This is a genomic window from Streptacidiphilus albus JL83 (genome assembly GCF_000744705.1).
In the GTDB taxonomy this organism is placed as follows: domain Bacteria; phylum Actinomycetota; class Actinomycetes; order Streptomycetales; family Streptomycetaceae; genus Streptacidiphilus; species Streptacidiphilus albus.
The window spans coordinates 5,249,685-5,269,779 of the sequence record NZ_JQML01000001.1 but is presented as its reverse complement, the minus strand read 5'-3'; the positions used below and the strand labels follow the sequence as shown (position 1 = coordinate 5,269,779).

Sequence of the window (20,095 nt, the reverse complement as noted above, 5' to 3'; positions counted from 1 at the left end):
GTGCCGGGTGGACCGAATCGGCCAGGGGATTGGACAGACCGATACAAGCCGGATGATAGGACTGCCGTCGGTCGGATCGAGCGAAGATCCGACTCTTTCGGCGTGTCTACGACCATCCGGCCGCCGGACCCCGCACCGCGCTGGTAGGGGCACCGGAACCGGCCATGGTCGGCTAGAGGGTGTGCAGCAGCAGGACCACGCCGGCCGCCGCGAAGGCCAGGCCGAGCAGCAGCCAGAAGACGTCGCTGAAGGCCTGGCTCACCCCGTGGACCACGACCCGCTGCGGCCGCGCCGGATCGTAGGAGACCGGCACCAGGGCGTCCAGCGGCAGCGCCGGCGTTCTCCGGATCGAGGTCCAGCCGCGGGGGCGGACAACGACCTCGACGCCCCCGCCCTCGGTCTGGAAGCCGAGCACCGGCGAGGTGTCCGCATGGTCGACGAAGGCCGCCTCCGCGCCCGACGCCCCGGGCGCCGCCGAGGCGGTCGCCGACGCAGCGGTCGGCAGCGCCCGACCGGGCAGCACCCGCGCCGTCGCCCGGGCCCCGCCGCGCAGCAGCACGCGCCGGATCCGGATCTCGGACAGGCACCACCCCAGCACGGCCAGACCGAACAGCGTGAAGAACGCCCCGGTGAACACGCCCAGTGGAGTCCCCACGCCTGCCCCAACCACCCTGAGTAACGATTCATAGGACTGTGCGACCTATTGGACCGTCAGACTGACAGGGCCCCGGGAACGGCAGGCATCGTCAGGGGGAAGGAATGGTGAACGCCGAGGGCCGGACCCGTGGCCCCCGGCCGTCCCGCTTCGCGGCGGGCAGGCTCGGGAGCCGACGGGACCGGGGGCCGGTGCGGCCGGGGGCCGGTGGGGCTCAGGAGTCGGCAGGGAGCAGGAAGCCCTGTTCGACCAGCAGGCGGATCTGCCCCGGGGTACGGTCACGCAGCGCGACCGGATCCTCGCCGACCAGTTGGGCGATGGCGTCCAGAATGCGGCCGGCGCTCAGGGTGCCGTCGCAGGCCCCGGCGAAGCCCGCACCGATCGTGTCGACCTTGGTCGCCCGGCGCATCCCCCGGTTCTGACGGAGGATCACATGCTCGGGGTCCTCCGCCCCGGGCACTCCGACCTGCTCCTGGACGACATCGTCCGCGAGCCGGTAGGCCGTGTCCAGGAGCCCGGCGTCGTCCTGGGCGCGGAGGAAGTCCTGTCGGGCGAACCAACGTTCGACCTCCGGGCCGAGCGGCTGCTCGACGGAGTGCGGCCACTCCTCGATCAGCACCACCGGCTCCCGGCCCTCGGGGGCCTTGCGCAGAGTGATCCAGCCGAAGCCGACCCCCTCGACCTTCGCCGCCTCGAAGACGTCCAGCCACTCCGCGTAGCGGGCCGCGTAGTGCGCCGCGTCGGTACGGTGGTCGCCCCCGTCGCGGAGCCACAACTCGGCGTACTCGCAGACGTCCTGGACCTCGCGCTGGACCACCCAGGCGTCGCAGCCGGTCCCGGCGAGCCAACCGGAGATCCGCTCGCGCCAGTCCTCGCCGCGCACATGCTGCCAGTTGGCCAGCAACTGGCAGTAGCCACCCGGCTCCAGGTGCTCCCCGGCCCCGGCCACCAGGCTGCGGCACAGGTCGTCACCGGCCATCCCGCCGTCGCGGTAGGTGAAGCGGCCTCCGGGCGAGATCACGAACGGGGGGTTGGACACGATCAGGTCGAACAGCTCCACGCCGACCGGCTCGAACAGGCTGCCCTGGCGCGTGGACACCTGGGGCAGCCCCGACAGCGCCATCGTCAGCCGGGTGAAGTGCAGCGCACGGGAGTTGACGTCGGTGGCGACGACCTGCCCGCCGTGCCGGGCCGCGTGCAGGGCCTGCACGCCGGAGCCGGTCCCGAGGTCGAGCACCCGGCGCACCGGTCGGCGCACGGTGATGTTGGCGAGCGTGGTCGACGCCCCGCCCACGCCCAGCACCAGCTCCGAGCGCTCCACCCCGGCCGGTCCCCCCGCCGAGCCGATCCCACCCGCTCCGCCGACGGCGCAGCCGAGGTCGGAGACGATCCAGGCGTCGCCCGCGTCGTCCGTCCCGGCGATGTCGCTGGCGTAGGGACGGACGTCGACGGTGGCCCGCACCTGCTCGGCCCCAGGGGCGGATCCCGAGTCGGTCCCGGCTTCGGCGCCGGTCCCGGTCGGGGCGGCGACCAGCCATCCGGCCGCCAGGCACTCCGCCACCGGCAGGCCCGCCGCCTCGGCCGCCTCACGAGAGACCGGGCACTGCAGCAGGAAGAGCCGCAGCAGGGTCTCCCGGGCGCTGCCGCCGCCGGTCGCCCGCAGGGCCGGCACGGTCTCGCTGCGGGCGAGCGCGGCGTACGCGGGCGCGCCGAGCAGGTCGAGGCAGCCGTCGGCGGTGAAGTCGGCGGCGACGAAGGCCGCGCGGAGCCGGGCCGCCAGTTCGACGTCGACGGCGGGGCGCAGCGGCGCGGCCTGGGCGCTGTCGGCGCCGGGACCGGATGCGGGCTGGGGAGTGGGAGCTGTGCTGTTCGTCACGGGGACATTGTCTCCCGGCCTGCCCCCGAGGGCGTCGCACCCGGCGGCGGCTGACAGCCGGACGTCTGCTGTCAGCCGTCAGATGTCAGCCGCCGACTGTCGGCCGCCGACTGTCGACCGATGCCCGCGTGCGGTTGACTGCCTCAGTGGGCCGACGCCGACGGCGACGGCTTACCCGCAGCGGACGCGTCGGACCCGGCCTTGCCCGAGGCCGTGGACGATCCCGCCGTGGAGCCGGAGGGCACCGGCGCGGCCCCGGAGCCGTCGGTCGCGCCCGCCGTCGGCGACGCGTTCACACTGCTGCAGCCCGGTTGCTTCGCCAGTGCCGTCCCCAGATCCCCCGTCTGCAGCTGCGTCAGGGCCGAGGTGGACAGCTCGGCCAGTTGCTGGACCTGGTCGCCGATGCCCTTCAGGTTCGCCGCGAACTTCGCCTGGTCGGCGACGGAGAGGGCGGTCACCGCCTGTTGCACGTTGGTGTAGCCGGTCGCCGCCTTCTTCAACTCGGCCACCGCGTTCGCCTGCAGCTGTGCCCCGTTGTCGACCTTCGGCATGCCCGCCTGCTGGACCGCCTGGGCGATCTGGGTGTTGGCCGTGGCCAGCGTGCCGAGGTCGGTGGCCAGCCGGGTCTGCAGGGCCTGCGGGGACTCGCCCGTCTTGACCGCGCCGGTGTCGGCGAGGGCGGTGTTGGCCTGCTGGATCGGGCTCTGCATGCCCTGGCACAGGCTCGTGGCCCAGGCGTTCAACTGTCCGGTGTTGTCACTCGTGCAGCCCGCCGCACCGAAGGCCAGCAGCACGGCCGGAACCGCGAGTCTCAGCCATGTCCTCGCCACCACGGATTCCTCTCCTCGCACGCACCGCGCGTGCTCCAGTCCCAGCCTGGGAACCTACACGGAGTGGACGGCCGGTCGGCACGAAGGTCAGCGATTACGACCGTTATCCCATGATTTATGAGAGGTCCTGACCGGTGGCGGACCGCTTCCTGTCCACCACCGGTCGGGCCGACGGCCGCTCCTCAGGAGACCACCGGGGCGGTGTCCGCCGACACCTCCTCGCCGACCGGGGTGGCACCGTCCGCGCCCTCCGCGCCCTCCGCGCCGACGGCGATGCCGCGCCGCTTGGACACCCACACCGCGCCGACGATCACCACGACGCAGAACAGGCCCACGCCGAGGCGCAGCCCCAGGTTGGCGTCCTTGCCGAAGCTGAACTGGACGATGGCCGGGGCCACCAGCAGCGAGACCAGGTTCATCACCTTGAGCAGCGGGTTGATGGCCGGTCCTGCGGTGTCCTTGAACGGGTCGCCGACGGTGTCACCGATGATCGTCGCCTCGTGCGCGGCACTGCCCTTTCCGCCGTGGTTGCCCTCCTCGACCAGCTTCTTGGCGTTGTCCCAGGCGCCGCCGGAGTTGGCCAGGAACACCGCCATCAGCGTGCCGGCCCCGATCGCACCGGCCAGGTAGGAGCCCAGCGAGCCGACGCCGAGCAGGAACCCGACGGCGATCGGCGCCAGTACCGCGAGCAGTCCCGGCGTCGCCAGCTCGCGCAGGGCGTCGCGGGTGCAGATGTCCACCACGCGTTTGTAGTCCGGGAGCTCCGTGCCCTCCATGATGCCGGGCTTGGTCCGGAACTGCTCCCTGACCTCGAACACGACCGAACCGGCCGAGCGGGAGACCGCGTTGATGGCCAGTCCGGAGAACAGGAACACCACCGCGGCCCCGAGCAGCAGCCCGACCAGGTTGTTCGGCTGGGAGATGTCCAGGCTCAGGCTGAGCCCGTGGGCGGCCGGCCCCGCCTTGGCCTCGGCCGTGCTGACGGCGTCGGTGTAGGAGCCGAAGAGCGCGGTGGCGGCCAGGACGGCGGTGGCGATGGCGATGCCCTTGGTGATCGCCTTGGTGGTGTTGCCGACCGCGTCCAGTTCGGTGAGCACCTGCGCGCCGGCACCGGTGACGTCGCCGGACATCTCGGCGATGCCCTGGGCGTTGTCGGAGACCGGGCCGAAGGTGTCCATGGCCACGATCACGCCCACCGTGGTCAGCAGCCCGGTCCCGGCCAGGGCCACGGCGAACAGGGCCAGGGTGAGCGAGCCGCCGCCGAGCAGGAACGCCCCGTAGACGGCCGCGCCGATGATGACCGCGGAGTAGACGGCGGACTCAAGGCCGAGCGAGATGCCGGAGAGCACCACCGTCGCCGGTCCGGTGAGCGAGGTCCGGGCGACGTCCAGCACCGGGCGCCGGTTGGTCTCGGTGAAGTAGCCGGTGAGCTGCTGGATCACGGCGGCCAGGACGATCCCGATGGCGACCGCGGCCAGCGCGAACAGCCGGGGGTTGCCGCTGTGGGAGGTGATCGCGGCGGGCACGCCCTTGAGGTCGGCGAAGCGGGCCGGGAGGAAGGTGAAGGCCGCGAGCACGACCAGGAGCAGGGAGAAGACGGCTGAGATGAAGAAGCCGCGGTTGATCGCGGTCATCCCGCTGCGGTCCCGGGGGCGCGGGGACACCGCGAAGATGCCCAGGACCGCGGTGACCACACCGACGGCGGGGACCAGCAGCGGGAAGGCCAGCCCGTCGTCGCCGAAGGCGGCCTTGCCCAGGATCAGCGCGGCGACCAGGGTGACGGCGTAGGACTCGAACAGGTCGGCGGCCATCCCCGCGCAGTCGCCGACGTTGTCGCCGACATTGTCCGCGATGGTGGCGGCGTTGCGCGGGTCGTCCTCCGGGATGCCCTGCTCGACCTTGCCGACCAGGTCGGCGCCGACGTCGGCGGCCTTGGTGAAGATCCCGCCGCCGACGCGCATGAACATGGCCAGCAGGGCCGCGCCGAAGCCGAAGCCCTCCAGCACCTTGGCGGCGTTCTCCTTGTAGATCAGCACCACGGCGGAGGCCCCGAGCAGGCCGAGACCGACGGTGATCATGCCGACCACCCCGCCTGTGCGGAAGGCGATCCGCATCGCCCGGTGCGAGACGCCCCGGATGTCCGGATCCGCATCGGACTCGGCGGAGCCGGCGGCCGGGGTGGCGGCGCGGGCCGCGGCCGCGACCCGGACGTTGCTGCGGACCGCGAGGCGCATCCCGATGTAGCCGGTGAACGCCGAGAAGGCCGCCCCGACCAGGAAGAAGGCGGAGCGGCCGATGCGCTGGGACCAGGTGTCGGCCGGCAGCAGCAGGAGCAGGAACACCATCGCCCCGGCGAAGACGCCGAGGGTGCGGAACTGCCGTGCCAGGTAGGCGTTGGCGCCGTCCTGGACGGCGCCGGCTATGCGCTTCATGGCCTCGGTGCCCTCGTCCGCGGCGAGGACCTGGCGGGCGAGCACCCAGGCCACGCCGAGTGCGGCGACGGCGACGATCGCGACGATGACGACAACGGTCTGGTCCGTACTGGTCAGCACGGCACCAGCGGTAGCTGGAGCACCGGTGAAGATGAGCCCGGCCATTCGTCCTCCTTGACGTCTGGCTCGTGCGCCGGGCGGGCAGCGGCAGTTGGCCGCCCGGCTGCGCGGGCGAGTGTGCGCCGCGTCGCATCCCTGTTGTGCCGACACGGCAGGCCGCGATTGTAGGAATCACGGCCTGATCAAAACAGGGTATGCGCAGGGATTAGTGCACAAACCCTATGATCAGCACCGAATCACGCCAAATCCCACCCGCACCAGGGTCGTCCGCACGGCCCCTCCGGCACTGCCGTCCCAGCCGCAGGGCGACGTTGACGGCGCCTCAGCGCCATCGGCCGGGGCAGTCGGATCAGGAGCCCTCCTCCCGGGCCCGCAGCAACTTCCGGATCTCCTGCACCAGTTCGTCGTCGCTCCGGACCGGCCGGTCGGAGACCAGCGCGCCCAGGCGCTCCGCCGTGGCGAAGTCGTAGGCCCGCTCCTCGTCCGCGCCCGGAACGACCGCGTACTGCTCGGCCGAGCGGAAGCCGACCGCGACGTCCACCACCTTGGCGATGATCCAGGTGAGCAGGAAGGAGAAGGCCGCGACGGCCAGGATCGCCACCACCTGCTTGCCCAGCAGTCCCCATCCGCCGCCGTAGAACAGGCCCTTGTGGCCGCTGATCCGGGCCGTGGCGAACAGTCCGACCATGATCAGACCGGTCAGGCCGCCGAACCCGTGCACGCCGACCACGTCCAGGGTGTCGTCCACGCCGAAGCGGTACTTGAGGGTGATCGCGAAGGCGCACACCACGCCCGCCACCAGCCCGGTGATCACCGCGCCGGTCGGATTGATCTCACCGCAGGCCGGAGTGATGGCCACCATCCCGGCGATGGCCGCCGAGGCGACCCCGAGCATGGTGACCCGACCGGTGCGCCAGTTCTCCACCAGCGGCCAGGTGATCATCGCCCCGGCCGCGCCCAACTGGGTGTTGATGAACGCGGCGGCGGCCGTGCCCTGGGTGTTCAGCGCCGAACCGGCGTTGAAGCCGAACCAGCCGAACCACAGCAGCGCCACGCCGATGACGACCAGTGGGATGTTGTTGGGGCGCTCCTCCCGGCGGGCGAAGTCCCGCGGCGCCCGCAGGACCAGGGCCACCGCCAGGCCGGCCACCCCGGAGTCGAGCTCGACCGGCAGCCCGCCGGCGAAGTCCAGCGCCCCGAGCTGCTCGACGATCCAGCCCTGCGGGTCGAACACCCAGTGGGCGAGCGGGATGTAGACGATCACCAGCCACAGCACCGAGAAGACCAGCCAGCCCTTCATGGTGGCCCGGTCGGCGATGGATCCGCTGATCAGCGCCACCGTGACGATGGCGAAGCCCATCTGGAAGGTGCTGTAGACATAGGTCGGGATGGCTCCGGTGAGCGTGGTCAACTGCACGCCCCGGAAGAAGGCGTGGTCGAGGTTGCCGATCAGGCCGACCCCGCCGACGTCGTGGCCGAAGGCGAGGGAGTAGCCCACGAGGTACCAGACGACCGTGCCAAGGGCGAGCGCGGAGAAGCTCATCTTCAGCATCACCAGCAGGTGCTTGATCCGCACCATACCGCCGTAGAAGAACGCCAGACCCGGCGTCATCAGCAGCACCATCGCGGTGGAGGCGAGCAGCCAGGCGGTGTCGCCGGAGTCGTAGCCGGCCGGCATGACCGGGGAAGAAGCGGTGTACATCAGGACGCTACCTGCCTCACTGCGATGGACCGGACGGGCTGGGACGGGGGCTGGGACAGGGTCGGACCCCTGGGACGGGCCGGTCCGGTCCGGCCTGGAGCTGTCTGGGACGGCCTGGGACGGTCGGTCAGGGCTTGCGCAGGTCGGGCGCCGGTCGGCCGATGAGCAGTCGGCGTACGGCGTCCCAGGCGGTGCGCTGGGCCCGCGCCACCTCGACCGGGCCGTCCCCGACCAGGCGCAGCCAGGCCCCGCAGTCGTAGGGGAGCACGCTGACGCCGTAGGGCAGCCCGGCCCCGGCCAGGGCCCGGTGCAGGGTGTCGGCGACCTCGTCGGCGGGGCGGCGGTCGGTGGCCACGAACAGCGAGGCGACGTGGTCGTAGCCGGCCAGCACGCCGGGGCCGAGCACCCCCTTCGAGCCGGAGCCGGGATCCTCCGGCTGCAGCCGGAGGGTGTCCACGGCGAGCAGTCGGCCGTCCGGGCGGATGATCCGCAGGTCCGTGGCGAGCACCCGGTACTGGTGCCGCTCGTTCCGGGCGAGCCGTCCGGCGGTCAGGGTGTCGCCGAGGACCACGGTCCCGCCGGGGGCGACGGTGACCTCGGTGCGCTGGTAGTAGCGGGCGTCCTTGAAGGGGATCAGCGGGTCCGGCAGGTACTCGACATAGGCGCCGGGTCCGACGTCGATGTTCACCAGCTGGGTCGCGTAGTCGTGCTCCATCCGGTAGACCTTGGTGGCGGCCTGGGTGGTCAGATGGACCAGGGTGTCGGGACCGCAGCGGACGTCCGTGCGGTAGCGGTCGGCCTGGGCGACTCCGCCGCCGCTGGACATCAGGATCAGGAACGCCATCTCCGGCAGGTTCGGGTCGTACCAGAGCGGCTTGACGATGTGGAGCGGAGCCTTCTGGAAGCGTTCGACCAGTTCGGTGCGGCCGCCGAGGACCTCGAAGCCGAGTTCGAGGATGCCGACCTTGGCGGGCGAGCCGGGGCCGAGGGTGTCCGGCTCGGACGCCCAGCCGATCACCTCGGGCGGGGTCCGCAGCGGCTCGTAGTAGGACGGGGTCAGCCGGTCACGCGTCATCGGCACAGCCCCTCAGGAGGCGCTGCCGAGCAGGACCCTGCGGCGCGACTCCAGATAGCGGGCGATCTCGTCGATGCCCTCGCCGGTCAGGCAGTCGGTGAGCACGACCGGACGGTTGTCGCGGACCCGCAGGGCGTCCGACTCCATGGTCGCGACATTGGTGCGGACGTACTGGGCGATGTCGATCTTGTTGATCACCAGCAGGTCGCTGTCGGTGATCCCGGGACCGCGCTTCCGCGGCATCTTCTCGCCCTCGGCGGTGTCCAGCACGAACAGGAACAGGTCGACCAGGGCCGGGCTGAAGGTGAGCGTCAGATTGTCGCCCCCGCTCTCGTAGAGCAGGGTGTCGGTGTCCGGGAAGCGCTCCAGCATCTCGGCGCCCGCGGCCAGGTTCATCGTCGGGTCGTCGCGGACGGCGGTGTGCGGGCAGGCGCCCGTCTCCACGCCGACGACCCGCTCGGGTTCGAGCACTCCGGCCAGGGTGCGGCGGACGTGCTCGGCGTCCTCCTGGGTGTAGATGTCGTTGGTGATCACGGAGGGTCGGTGGCCCCGCTCGATCAGCAGCGGGACCAGCGCCTCGATGAGCGCGGTCTTGCCCGAGCCGACGGGGCCGCCGATGCCGACCCGCAGAACGTTGTCGTCCATGGTGGTGCTGCCTTTCCTAGAGGTTCAGGGGTGATGGGCGGTCGAGCCGGCTCAGCTCGCGAAGAGCCGGGCCTCCGCGCGCTCGTGCTGTCCTGACATCACGTCCGCCAGGAAGGCGGTGGCGCCGACGTCCGCGAGTTCGCGGCGCACCGCCTGGGCCACCACCTCCTCGATCACCGGGGCCGCGCCCCGGATCAGCACCTGCGCCCGCCGGTGGTCCGTCAGCCGCAGCCGCAGGGCCGCACCGGCGAAGCTGGCGCAGAAGGCGTAGAGGTCGGCCGCGACCGCGTGCCGGACCGCCACGCCGGTGGCCGCGTAGATGACGCCGGCCGCGACGGCCTGGGTGCCGGGCGCCTCGCGGCGGACGACCGCCCGGTGGTAACCGGTGATCCCCGGCCGGTCGAAGACCTCGGCGGCCAGGTCCAGCAGCTGGCGTCCGGTGCGGGTGGACGCCAGCCTGCCCTCCCGGCCGAGCTTGGTCGCGTACAGGTGCTCGTCGATCCCGGCGACCCGCTGCCAGTCGTCCGCCGCCGCGGCCCGGTGGGCGAGCGCGAGGGCGGTCGCGTCGGCGGGGCCGACGCTGTGCCGCAGCAGGTCCTCCAGCAGCAGCGGCAGCGACTCCGCGTCGACGGCCCTGGCCTGGGCGAAGCCCTCCAGGCTGTGCGAGAGGGTGTAGAAGCCGCTCGGGAAGGCCGAGTCGCTGAGCTGGAGGCTGACCAGCAGCGCTCCGAGGGACGTGCCGCCGCCGGCCCGGCCGGCGGCCAGGTCGATCCGGCCCTCGCCGACCTGGCCGGCTTCGTTGTCCGTGTACACGAGTGCCTGTTCCCCGGCCCTAGACCAGGAAGTAGAGCTGGGTGAGCGGAAGCTTCGCGGCCGGGTCGATGGTCGCCACATGGCCGTCCAGCGAGACCTTGTAGGTCTCCGGATCGACCTCGATCGTCGGCAGCGCACTGTTCCTGACCATGTCGCTCTTGCCGATGGTGCGGGTCCGGCTCACCGGCAGCACCCTGCGTTCCAGGCCCAGCGAGGCCGGGATCCCGGCGGCGATGCCCGCCTGGGACATGAACGTCGCGTGCGTCGACTGCATGGCCCGGCCGTTCTGGCCGAACATCCCCCGGTAGTAGACCGGCTGCGGGGTCGGCAGCGAGGCGTTGGGGTCGCCCATCTGCGCCCAGGAGACCATGCCGCCCTTGATCACCATCTTCGGCTTGGCCCCGAAGGAGAGGATCGGCCACAGCACGATGTCGGCGAGCTTGCCCCGCTCCAGCGAGCCGATGTGGTCGGCGATGCCGGTGGCGATGGCCGGGTTGATGGTGACCTTCGCCAGGAACCGCAGCACCCGGTTGTTGTCGTTGCGCGAGCTGTCCTCGGCCAGGCTGCCGCGCTTGTCCTTGCAGTGGTGCGCGGTCTGGAAGGCGCGGGTGAAGGACTCGCCGACCCGGCCCATGGCCTGGGAGTCGGACGACATGATGCTGATCACGCCGAGGTCGTGCAGGACGGTCTCGGCGGAGATGGTCTCGGCCCGCACCCGGCTGTCGGCGAAGGCGACGTCCTCGGGGATCTCGTGGCTGAGGTGGTGACAGACCATCACCATGTCCAGCAACTCGTCCACCGAGTTCACCGTGTAGGGCAGCGTCGGGTTGGTGGACGCCGGCAGGATGTTCGGCTCACCGGCCACCCGGATGATGTCGGGGGCGTGGCCGCCGCCCGCACCCTCGCTGTGGAACGTGTGGATCGCCCGGCCGTCGATCGCCGAACGGGTGTCCTCGAAGAAGCCGGCCTCGTTCAGGGTGTCCGTGTGGATGGACACCTGGACGTCGTACTCGTCGGCGACGGTCAGCGAGGCGTCGATCACGGCCGGGGTCGCCCCCCAGTCCTCGTGGACCTTCAACCCGCAGGCACCCGCCTCGATCTGCTCCCGCAGCGACCCCGGGAGGCTGCCGTTGCCCTTGCCCAGGATGCCGATGTTCACCGGCACGTCCTCGACCGCCTGGAGCATCAGGCCGAGGTTGTACGGGCCAGGGGTACAGGTCGTGCCGTTGGTGCCGTCGGTCGGCCCGGTGCCGCCGCCGATCAGCGTGGTGATGCCGTTGGTCAGCGCGTGCTCCGCCTGCTGCGGGGAGAGCAGGTGCACATGGCTGTCGATGGCACCGGCCGTGGCGATCAGGTGCTCACCGGCGATGACCTCGGTACCGGCGCCGATGACCAGGTGCGGGCTGACATTGCGCTGGGTCCCCGGATTGCCGGACTTGCCCAGCCCGGCGATGAGCCCGTCCTTGATGCCGATGTCGCACTTGACCACGCCCACGACCGGGTCGATCACCACGACGTTGGTGATCACCAGGTCCAACTGACCCTGGGCCGAGGTGACCTGCGGGTTGGCGCCCATGCCGTCCCGCAGGGTCTTGCCGCCGCCGTAGAGGATCTCGTCCCCGTAGCAGCCCTCGTTGCAGTCCTTCTCGACCTCGACCAGCAGGTTGGTGTCGCCCAGGTGGAACCGGTCGCCGACGGTCGGACCGAACATGTCGGTGTACTGCTTGCGCGGCAGGATGGGCATCAGCGGGAACCCTTCTTCTTGGACGGGGCGGGGGCCTTGCCAGTGGTCTTGGCAGAGCTCTTGGCTGCGGTCTTGGTCGTGGTCCTGGCGGTGCTCTTGCCGGTGCTCTTCGCCGAGGCCTTGTCGGCGGGCTCGGCTGCGGGCTTGGCCGTCTGCTTGGCCGTCCGCTTGACTGTCGGCTTGACCTCGGGCTTCCCGACGGGGCTCGCTGCGGGTACGGCCCCCGGGCCGCCGTCGAGCGTGCTGTTCTGGGCACCCTGGAAGCCGTCCTCGATGGCCTTGCGCACGGCCTCGACGCGCGCGGGCAGTGAGCGGACGCTGCCGTTCAGCAGGCCGCTGAAGCCGACCACCCGGCCGGTTCCCGCGAACTCGCAGAGCTCGACCTCCTTGGTGCCGCCGGGCTCGATCCGGACGGAGGTGCCGGCGGGGATGTTGAGGTGCATGCCGAGGGTCGCCACCCGGTCGAACAGCAGGGCCGAGTTGACCTCGAAGAAGTGGAAGTGGGAACCGACCTGGACGGCCCGGTCCCCGGTGTTCTGGACCGAGACGGTGAGGGTGCGCCGTCCGGCGTTGATCTCGACCGGATCATCGCCGTAGAGGTATTTCTGACCGAATGTCATGGAGTGCTCCTTCTCGCGTGGGCGGCGAGGGCCGCGCAGGGCTTGCCGCTGTCACCGGGGAACTGCGGGGACTGGTCCCGGCCCGGCGGAACGTCGCTGTGGTCGTGGCTGTGATGGCTGTGGCCGTGGTCGCCGTGACCGTGGTCGCCGTGGCCGTGGTCGCCGTGACCGTGGTCGCCGTGGCTGTGTCCGTGGTCGCCTTGGTCGCCGTGGCTGTGACTGTGGCTCAGGCCGTGGCCGTGGGCGGCCGAGAGGCCGGCGGCGATTCCGCTCTCGCCCCGGTCGCGCCGGCGGCTCCGCGCCGCCGTCACCCGCGCGTCGACCACGCGCAGCAGCGCCGGAGCCGGGAGCAGCGGACCGACCGGGAGGATCGCCTCGGCTTGGGCGGGCCGGGGCTGCCGCTGGGGCTGGGGCTGGGGCTGGACGAAGGCGGCGGGCAGCAGGGCCACCCGCTGGGCGCCGAGGAGACGGCAGCGGCGCGCGCCCTCGGCCGGATCGGGGTCACCGTCCGTGAAGGCCACCTCGACGATCCGGTGCCGACCGTACTGGCGTACCAGTCGGGCGATCCGGAAGAGCTCCGCGTCCTCGAACGGCCCGCCGGACGGGGCGGTGACCAGCAGTCCGGCCTCGACCGGCACCCGGTTGGCCGCCGCCCGCAGCCAGCCGACCAGGTGTTGGGCCGTGCCGAACGGCTCGGCGAGGACCACCCGGTCGCGTTCCTCGACCGGCAGCGCCAGCAGCGTGCGCGCGGCATCCGCGACCAGCTCGGGATCACGCCCCAGGGTCATCGGCACGACGCAGAGCGGCTCCTGGCGATCGTCCGGGCCCTGGCGCCGGAGCAGGTCACGGATGCACTGCAGGAGTTCACGGCCGCCCGTCACCAGGGACAACGGGAACTCCCCCGGCCCCGGTACCGGTCCCGGTGTCGGCCCGGGTGTCGGCCCGGGTCCCGGCGCCAGGAGGTCCCGGAGCGCGCTGCCGCCGTCGCTCTCGTGGCCGCACACGGCGACCACGCCACTGCCGCCGGCCACGCGCCTCAGCCCCCGATGGGGTCGTGGCAGGAAACGAGCTTGGTGCCGTCCGCGAAGGTGGTCTCGACCTGGAGCAGCGGCAGCATCTCGCGCACCCCGGGCATGGTGTCGTCGGCGCCGACGACGTGCCGGCCGAGTTCCATGCAGTCGGCGACGGTCTTGCCGTCGCGGGCGCCTTCCAGGATGGCCTCGCTGATGAGCGCCACCGATTCACTGAAGTTCAGCTTGAGGCCGCGGCCCTGGCGCTTGCGGGCCAGGTCGGCCACGACATAGACGAGCAGCTTGTCGATCTCACGGGGGGCGAGATTCATTGTTGGTACCTCTCAGGCGTGGGGACCGTGGGTGGGAGAGGCGACGTGCTGTCACCGCTGCGGCGGAGCCGAACCGGTCACTCGGCCCGCCGGAAGCGCGGCAGTGCGGGGACCGCCGCCATGAAGGCCCAGGTGGTGAGGATGAAGGGCCAGGTGAAGGTGTGACCGCCGAAGGGTTTGAACAGGGAGGTCACCGAGGCGGTCAGACCGGTCGACGCGAACCCCGCGACGAGGACGTAGGCCGTGTTCCAGGCCCCCGGCCGCAGGTAGACCGCACCCATGGCGACGGCCACCAGGACCGCGTTGTAGCCGTAGATGCCCTCGGCGACGAGGGACGTCGGCGCCCCCAGCGCCCAGGAGGCGAGGATGCCGACCAGGCTTCCGACGACCGCGAACGACACCACCAGCCAGCCGGCGCAGGCCAGCCCGATCAGCATGATCAGGCCGGTCTTCCAGTCGCTGACCAGGAACACCTCCGACACGTTGTCGAGGAAGGCGTGCCAGAGGATGCTCCAGGAGAGCCGGGTGCTGCCCTGGGTGGTGCTGGTCACCGCCGTCGCCGGGCCGCCGTGCCAGATCCGGGAGAAGGACGAGGCCCCGGCCACCATCACCCCGGAGATCACGCAGAACGGCGCGGTCAGCGCGGTGAGCCCGAAGGGGGCCGTCAACGTCCCGAGGGTGGCCGTCAGCACCGTGCACAGGAACCCGCCGCAGACGGCGAGCAGGTAGGTGGAGAGGTGGTTGCCGAGCGAGGCCACCAGAGCGATCCCGGTGAGGCAGCCGCAGTAGCCCTGGAGCCCCTGCGCGATGCTGTTCCGGTCCACCTGCAGCACGACGGCCGTCACGGTGGAGACCGCCGTGCCGATCGTCGCGAAGAGGCCGATCTGCCAGCCCGCCACCCAGAGCGACGCCAGGATGAGGGCGCCGGTCAGCAGGGAGGGCTGCAGGTCCACCTGGCCCACGCCGCGCACCATGGCGAACACGAGGTCCACGGGTCGCCGCACCGGACCGGATGGCGACTCCACTGGATCGGCGGACGACACGTTGAGCTCCGGGGCGTTGGGAAGGCACGACGAGGACTGGCCTTCACCATAGACATCAGATAAGTGTCATAAGCCATGAAACACGGACAAATCGACCACGCGTCACCAACTGGTCGGGTCCCGGTGCTCCGTTCGGGTGTCCCGGGCCGCGACCCGATGCCCGCGACCCGATGCCCGCGACCCGATGCCCCGGTCGGCGCGGCCGGACCGGACTGTGCGTCACCCGGCCACCGACCGACCGGGGTGACGCTCGGGGTGCCGGCTGCCCGCGCCGCATACGGGCTGCAGGTCAGGACTGGAGCGGGCTGATGACCGGCGACCCGCTGCCGGCGCCGCTCGGCGGGGCGGCCGAGGCCCGCATCCGGCGGCCTTCCCTGGGGCCTTCGCAGTCGCGGGGCAGGCCGAGGGGACGTCAGCACTCAGCTACGGCTGCTGCTGGGAACCTGGTTCTCCGGCTCGTCGGCGTCCGGACGGCGGCGAGCCGACGCCACGTCAACGGATACGCCGTCAGCCGACCCGCCGTCAGTCGACGCGACGTCAACCAGCAGCGACAGTCGGATCCGGGCTCAGGGCAGTACGGGGTGGACGGCGACCGGCCAGCTCATCTTGACCAGACCTCCGTCCTCGTCACTGCCGATGTCGAGGTCGTCCACCAGGCCGCTGATCACAGCCAGGCCCATGGCCGCCTCGGCGGAGTCCTCGGCCGCGGCGTCGGAACCGTCCGCGAACTTATGGCCGTCGACGGAGTTCTTGCCACCGACGCCGTCACCGACCTCGATGAAGAACCGCTTCTCCTGCTCGACGAGTTTCACTCGAACGGGTTCGTCGAGACCGTTGCGCCGGTGCAGTCCGACCGCGCGTGAACATGCTTCGCCCACGGCGAGGCGTACCTCGTCGAGAACGGATTCGTCGACTCCAGCCCGGCGGGCGACGGCGGCGGCGACCAGCCGCGCGGTCCGTACGTGCTCCGGGAGCGCACTGAATCGGAGTTCGACAGTGGCCATGGCTCCCCCTCGAAGGTAGCTTTCTCCGACCGGCCCGGGGCCTCAGCAGCTGGGGCCCCGGGTGTCGCGATGACTGACTCGATCTGCGAGCGGGTCAGTCGTTAGCGGCTACGGCCTCGTCCACGGAACCGTGGATGGGGAACACCTTGGTGAGCCCGGTGATACGGAAAATCTTGAGAATGCGCTCCTGGTTGCAGACCAGACGGAGCGAACCCTCATGGGCACGTACCCGCTTGAGCCCGCCGACGAGCACTCCCAGCCCGGTCGAGTCCAGGAAGTCGACGCCTTCCATGTCCACGATCAGGTGGTAGTGCCCCTCGTTGACAAGCTCGACGAGCTGCTCACGCAGCTTCGGGGCGGTGTACACATCGATCTCGCCCCCGACATTGACGACCGTGCGGTCGCCGATGGTAAGGGTCGACAGGGACAGGTCCACGGAACCTCCAGCACCTTGCTCTCGCGTCACCACAGCCCGCTGGTGCGGGGCACACTGCCGCGACGGCATTGTTGCGAATCTTGGCCCACTTCGAAGTTGTCACGCCGAAGTAGTGCCGCGATGGCATTCAACCACTTACGACCAGGGCAGCACGACGCCTTAGGACGAATCTCCACCGCTCTGATGACAGACTTGGTCCCGATGAAGCCGCGCCCGGACTCGCCCGCGACCGTTCTCGTCAGGCTGACGGAGGCCCGAGGACGGCAAGATCGGCTCACCCATACGGAGCACATCCCGGAGCGCGTCGCCCGCTGGGCGGACTGGCCGTCAGCAATCCGGCCCGAGGTCGTCGCGGCTGTGCGGGACACCGGAATCGACCAACCGTGGACCCATCAGGCCGAGGCCGCCGGGCTCGCCCTCGACGGCAGCCATGTGGTGATCGCCACAGGCACCGCCTCGGGCAAGTCGCTGGCCTACCTGGCGCCCGTGCTGAGCGGCCTGCTCGACGGGACCGAGGCGCCCAACGGCCGGGGCGCCACCTGCCTGTACCTGTCGCCGACCAAGGCGCTGGCCGCCGACCAGCTGCGCCGGATCAACGAGCTGCGCCACGCCGCCGACGACGGGCTCGACCGGGTGCGCGCCGCCGCCTACGACGGCGACACCCCGTTCCAGGAACGCGAATGGGTCCGCCAGTACGCCTCGCTGGTGCTCACCAACCCGGACATGCTGCACCGGGGCATCCTGCCCGCGCACACCCGCTGGGCCTCGTTCCTGCGGGCCCTGCGCTATGTCGTCATCGACGAGTGCCACACCTACCGGGGGGTGTTCGGCTCCCATGTCGCCCAGGTGCTGCGCCGGCTGCGCCGCATCTGCGCCCGCTACGGCTCCGCCCCGGTCTTCCTGCTGGCCTCCGCCACCTCCGCCGAGCCCGGCCGTTCCGCCGAACGGCTGACCGGGCTGCCGGTCGCCGAGGTCACCGACGACGGCTCGCCGCGCGGCGAGACCGTGTTCGCCCTGTGGGAGCCGCCGCTCACCGAGCTCCACGGCGAGCAGGGCGCACCGATCCGCCGGTCCGCCACCGCCGAGGCCGCCGACCTGCTCACCGACCTGGTCCTGAACCGGACCCGGACGCTGGCCTTCGTCCGTTCCCGGCGCGGGGCCGAGCTGCTGGCGGTGATCGCCCAGGAGCGGCTGACCGAGGCCGCCGGCTCCGACACGGCGCGGCGCGTCGCCGCGTACCGGGGCGGCTACCTGCCCGAGGAGCGCCGGGCCATCGAACGCGCCCTCCACTCCGGCCGACTGCTCGGCCTCGCCTCCACCAGCGCGCTGGAGCTGGGCGTGGACGTCTCCGGGCTGGACGCGGTGCTGCTGGCCGGCTACCCGGGCACCCGCGCCTCCCTCTGGCAGCAGGCCGGGCGCGCCGGACGCGGCGGCCAGGGCGCACTGGCGATCCTCATCGCCCGCGACGACCCGCTGGACACCTACCTGGTGCACCATCCCGACTCCCTGTTCCGCCAGCCCGTCGAGTCGACGGTGCTGGACCCGGACAATCCGCATGTGCTCGCCCCGCACCTGTGCGCGGCCGCCGCCGAACTGCCGCTCACCGGGGCCGACCTGGACCTGTTCGGGCCGTCCACGCCGCTGCTGCTGCCGCAGCTGGAGCGACGCGGGATGCTGCGCCGGCGCGAGGAGCCGGGCAAGGACCCCACCTGGTACTGGACGCGGCGTGAGCGGGCCGCGGACGCCGTGGACATCAGAACCACCGGCGGACCCCCGGTACGGGTCGTGGAGGCCGACACAGGGCGTCTGCTGGGCACGGTGGACGCCGCCTCGGCCCACACCGCCGTCCACACCGGCGCCGTCCACCTCCACCAGGGCCGTACCTACCTCGTCCGGGAGCTCGACCTGGACGAGGCCGTGGCCCTGGTCGTGGAGGCGGACCCGAACTACAGCACCGTCGCCCGGGACACCACCGCCATCCGGATCCTGGAGACGGACAGCGAGGTGAAGTGGGGCGACGCCCGGCTGTGCTTCGGCTCGGTCGAGGTCACCAACCAGGTCGTCTCGTACCTGAAGCGGCGGCCGCTGACCGGCGAGATCCTCGGCGAGACCAAGCTCGACCTGCCGCCGCGCACCCTCCGCACCCGGGCGGTGTGGTGGTGCGTGACCGAGGAGCAGCTCGACGCGGCGGGCATCCTCCCCGAGGAGCTGCCCGGGGCCGCCCACGCCGCCGAGCACGCCTCCATCGGCCTGCTGCCGCTCTTCGCGACCTGCGACCGCTGGGACATCGGCGGGGTGTCGACCCCGGTCCACCCGGACACCGGCCTGCCGACCGTCTTCGTGTACGACGGCCACCCGGGCGGGGCGGGCTTCGCCGAACGCGGCTACCAGCGGGCCCGCGACTGGCTCGGCGCGACGCTGGCGGCGATCACCGCCTGCGAGTGCGAGCGCGGCTGCCCCTCCTGTATCCAGTCGCCCAAGTGCGGCAACGGCAACGATCCGCTGGACAAGGCCGGGGCCGTCCGGCTGCTCAGCACGCTGCTGGCATAGCCGCCGGCAGCGAAGAGCGGTCCGGCCCGGGCCCGGCCCCTGGCCGGCGGCAGCCCCGAGAACAGCAGGCCGGACACCGGAACCTCGACCGAGACCTCCACCGAGTCCTGCTGCCAGTCGCTGCGGACCGTGCAGGAGGTGAGCCGGGCCTGCTGCGCCCGGGCGACCCGGGCCGCCTCGCCGCAGGCTGCCGCCGGATCCATCAGCATCCGGTCGGCCGCCGCCAGCGCCGCCAGGTCCGCCGCGGACTCCGCGCGGTGGCGCGCGGCGACCGCCGCGCCGAGGCCGAGCCCGGCGACCATGGCACAGCCCGCCAGCAGCGCCAGCGCGATCAGCCAGATCGAGGCGCTGCCGGCCTCCCGGTCCGGCCCCGGGCAGCCTGTCTCCCGCTCCGGCCCCGGGCGGCGCATCAGGGGTCCCCCGGCTCGCGCAGGGCCGAGGCCGAGGCCGAGACCGGCAGCGAGAGCACTCCGCCCAGCACGCCCGGCCCCTGGCTGCGGGCCGAGACCTCGACCCGGACGGTGTCGCCCTGCTCGCTGACGGCGACCCGGGCCCCCTTCGGGGCTGCGGCCTGCGCCACCGCGGCCACCCGCCCCGCCGGGTCGCCCCGGGCTGCGGCCCGGGCGGCCTCCCGGGCCGCGTCCACGCAGCGGATCTGCGCCGCGCCCACCAGCACACCCCAGAGCAGCACGGCGGTCAGCGCGACCAGGACCGGCAGCAGCACCGCCGTCTCCGCCGTCACGAACCCGCCGTCACCGGTGGACCGGCCCAGGTCACCGGTGGACCGACCCAGGAGCCCGGGGCCGAGGAGCCCGGGTCGGCAGCGGTACCCGGGTCGGCGGCGGAAGCGGGGTCGGCGGCGGCACCGGGACCTGGACCGCCGGTCAGACCGCACTGAGGGCCCGCGTGATCAGGGCGGACAGCGCCGAGGACACCGCCCCGCTGGTGACGACCTTGTACAGCAGCGCGGCGAAGCCGCAGGCCGCGACGGTGCCGACGGCGTACTCGGCGGTGGTCATCCCGGCGTCCGCCCGGTGCCGGTCCGTCCGGCAGCGGACCAGGTGGCCGAGGTGCAGCAGCCAGGCACAGGCCACGGCGGCGACCAGCAGCGGCAGCGTCCTGGTCCGGCGCAGCAGCAGCGTGCCGAAGGAGGGGTTGCTGCCGCCGGTCGCGGTGACCCTGGAGGCGAAGGACGCACTGCTCATGAT

Annotated in this window: 17 protein-coding genes and 2 pseudogenes; 1 reads left to right on the top strand and 18 read right to left on the bottom strand. The window is 72.1% G+C overall.

Annotated features, from left to right (window positions below):
* Nucleotides 1-172 precede the first annotated feature (172 nt).
* The 15 genes and pseudogenes from BS75_RS22995 to BS75_RS22925 all read right to left on the bottom strand — a co-directional run bounded on the left by BS75_RS22995 (nucleotide 173) and on the right by BS75_RS22925 (nucleotide 16,337).
* Entirely contained in the window at nucleotides 173-655 is a 483-nt protein-coding gene (locus BS75_RS22995; protein WP_152645742.1) for a DUF3592 domain-containing protein, read from the bottom strand.
* Nucleotides 656-869: 214 nt separating this feature from the next.
* Entirely contained in the window at nucleotides 870-2,459 is a 1,590-nt protein-coding gene (locus BS75_RS22990) for a DUF7059 domain-containing protein (RefSeq protein WP_034093592.1), read from the bottom strand.
* A 215-nt stretch (nucleotides 2,460-2,674) separates the two neighbouring features.
* On the bottom strand, nucleotides 2,675-3,364 hold the full coding sequence (locus BS75_RS22985; RefSeq protein WP_152645743.1) for a hypothetical protein: 690 nt from the start codon (nucleotides 3,362-3,364) through the stop codon (nucleotides 2,675-2,677).
* Nucleotides 3,365-3,543: 179 nt separating this feature from the next.
* Nucleotides 3,544-5,958 carry a sodium-translocating pyrophosphatase gene (locus tag BS75_RS22980; protein WP_034089606.1) on the bottom strand — a complete coding sequence of 805 codons (2,415 nt, stop codon included), beginning with the start codon at nucleotides 5,956-5,958 and terminating at the stop codon, nucleotides 3,544-3,546.
* A gap of 304 nt (nucleotides 5,959-6,262) precedes the next feature.
* The gene (locus BS75_RS22975) at nucleotides 6,263-7,615 is read right to left on the bottom strand and encodes an ammonium transporter (protein ID WP_034089605.1); all 1,353 of its coding nucleotides are present in this window, start codon (nucleotides 7,613-7,615) and stop codon (nucleotides 6,263-6,265) included.
* A 127-nt stretch (nucleotides 7,616-7,742) separates the two neighbouring features.
* Complete coding sequence (locus BS75_RS22970; protein WP_034089604.1) at nucleotides 7,743-8,690, bottom strand: urease accessory protein UreD; 948 nt, start codon at nucleotides 8,688-8,690, stop codon at nucleotides 7,743-7,745.
* Nucleotides 8,691-8,702: 12 nt separating this feature from the next.
* A complete protein-coding gene (gene ureG / locus BS75_RS22965; RefSeq protein ID WP_034089603.1) occupies nucleotides 8,703-9,335 on the bottom strand; it encodes an urease accessory protein UreG in 633 nt (210 codons plus the stop codon).
* A gap of 51 nt (nucleotides 9,336-9,386) precedes the next feature.
* Nucleotides 9,387-10,106 carry an urease accessory protein UreF gene (locus BS75_RS22960; RefSeq protein WP_042437476.1) on the bottom strand — a complete coding sequence of 240 codons (720 nt, stop codon included), beginning with the start codon at nucleotides 10,104-10,106 and terminating at the stop codon, nucleotides 9,387-9,389.
* Between the two features lie 61 nt (nucleotides 10,107-10,167).
* Nucleotides 10,168-11,892 carry an urease subunit alpha gene (gene ureC, locus BS75_RS22955; RefSeq protein WP_034089602.1) on the bottom strand — a complete coding sequence of 575 codons (1,725 nt, stop codon included), beginning with the start codon at nucleotides 11,890-11,892 and terminating at the stop codon, nucleotides 10,168-10,170.
* Between the two features lie 244 nt (nucleotides 11,893-12,136).
* Nucleotides 12,137-12,512 (bottom strand): annotated as a pseudogene (locus tag BS75_RS52290) (urease subunit beta); the annotation flags it as partial.
* Nucleotides 12,509-13,543, bottom strand: coding sequence for a sirohydrochlorin chelatase (locus BS75_RS22945; protein ID WP_231607870.1), 1,035 nt, complete (start codon nucleotides 13,541-13,543; stop codon nucleotides 12,509-12,511). The gene BS75_RS22945 and the pseudogene BS75_RS52290, both read right to left, overlap by 4 nt.
* A gap of 5 nt (nucleotides 13,544-13,548) precedes the next feature.
* Complete coding sequence (locus tag BS75_RS22940; protein WP_034089600.1) at nucleotides 13,549-13,854, bottom strand: urease subunit gamma; 306 nt, start codon at nucleotides 13,852-13,854, stop codon at nucleotides 13,549-13,551.
* A gap of 77 nt (nucleotides 13,855-13,931) precedes the next feature.
* Entirely contained in the window at nucleotides 13,932-14,828 is an 897-nt protein-coding gene (locus BS75_RS22935; protein WP_081983348.1) for an urea transporter, read from the bottom strand.
* 635 nt (nucleotides 14,829-15,463) lie between these two features.
* Nucleotides 15,464-15,901: an ATP-binding protein gene (locus tag BS75_RS22930; protein WP_034089598.1), complete on the bottom strand. Its 438-nt coding sequence runs from the start codon at nucleotides 15,899-15,901 to the stop codon at nucleotides 15,464-15,466.
* A 94-nt stretch (nucleotides 15,902-15,995) separates the two neighbouring features.
* Nucleotides 15,996-16,337 carry an STAS domain-containing protein gene (locus tag BS75_RS22925; protein WP_034089597.1) on the bottom strand — a complete coding sequence of 114 codons (342 nt, stop codon included), beginning with the start codon at nucleotides 16,335-16,337 and terminating at the stop codon, nucleotides 15,996-15,998.
* Nucleotides 16,338-16,457: 120 nt separating this feature from the next.
* On the opposite strand from BS75_RS22925, the gene BS75_RS22920 reads away from it, so the two are divergent.
* Nucleotides 16,458-18,887, top strand: coding sequence for a DEAD/DEAH box helicase (locus tag BS75_RS22920; protein WP_081982526.1), 2,430 nt, complete (start codon nucleotides 16,458-16,460; stop codon nucleotides 18,885-18,887).
* A 77-nt stretch (nucleotides 18,888-18,964) separates the two neighbouring features.
* Here BS75_RS22920 and BS75_RS52285 read toward each other — a convergent pair.
* From BS75_RS52285 to BS75_RS52280, 3 genes and pseudogenes are all read right to left on the bottom strand, one after another.
* A pseudogene (locus BS75_RS52285) lies at nucleotides 18,965-19,189 on the bottom strand (Rv3654c family TadE-like protein); the annotation flags it as partial.
* 107 nt (nucleotides 19,190-19,296) lie between these two features.
* Nucleotides 19,297-19,629 carry a TadE family type IV pilus minor pilin gene (locus tag BS75_RS22915; RefSeq protein WP_042437441.1) on the bottom strand — a complete coding sequence of 111 codons (333 nt, stop codon included), beginning with the start codon at nucleotides 19,627-19,629 and terminating at the stop codon, nucleotides 19,297-19,299.
* 142 nt (nucleotides 19,630-19,771) lie between these two features.
* The gene (locus BS75_RS52280) at nucleotides 19,772-20,092 is read right to left on the bottom strand and encodes a DUF4244 domain-containing protein (protein ID WP_408022549.1); all 321 of its coding nucleotides are present in this window, start codon (nucleotides 20,090-20,092) and stop codon (nucleotides 19,772-19,774) included.
* Nucleotides 20,093-20,095: the final 3 nt, after the last annotated feature.

Coding starts and splice junctions, on each gene's coding strand:
- BS75_RS22975 (WP_034089605.1), bottom strand. CDS start 7,615: ATGTACACCGCTTCTTCCCCGGTCATGCCGGCCGGCTACGACTCCGGC.
- BS75_RS22930 (WP_034089598.1), bottom strand. CDS start 15,901: ATGGCCACTGTCGAACTCCGATTCAGTGCGCTCCCGGAGCACGTACGG.
- BS75_RS22970 (WP_034089604.1), bottom strand. CDS start 8,690: ATGACGCGTGACCGGCTGACCCCGTCCTACTACGAGCCGCTGCGGACC.
- ureG (WP_034089603.1), bottom strand. CDS start 9,335: ATGGACGACAACGTTCTGCGGGTCGGCATCGGCGGCCCCGTCGGCTCG.
- BS75_RS22920 (WP_081982526.1), top strand. CDS start 16,458: ATGGCATTCAACCACTTACGACCAGGGCAGCACGACGCCTTAGGACGA.
- ureC (WP_034089602.1), bottom strand. CDS start 11,892: ATGCCCATCCTGCCGCGCAAGCAGTACACCGACATGTTCGGTCCGACC.
- BS75_RS22940 (WP_034089600.1), bottom strand. CDS start 13,854: ATGAATCTCGCCCCCCGTGAGATCGACAAGCTGCTCGTCTATGTCGTG.
- BS75_RS22980 (WP_034089606.1), bottom strand. CDS start 5,958: ATGGCCGGGCTCATCTTCACCGGTGCTCCAGCTACCGCTGGTGCCGTG.
- BS75_RS52280 (WP_408022549.1), bottom strand. CDS start 20,092: ATGAGCAGTGCGTCCTTCGCCTCCAGGGTCACCGCGACCGGCGGCAGC.
- BS75_RS22935 (WP_081983348.1), bottom strand. CDS start 14,828: ATGGTGCGCGGCGTGGGCCAGGTGGACCTGCAGCCCTCCCTGCTGACC.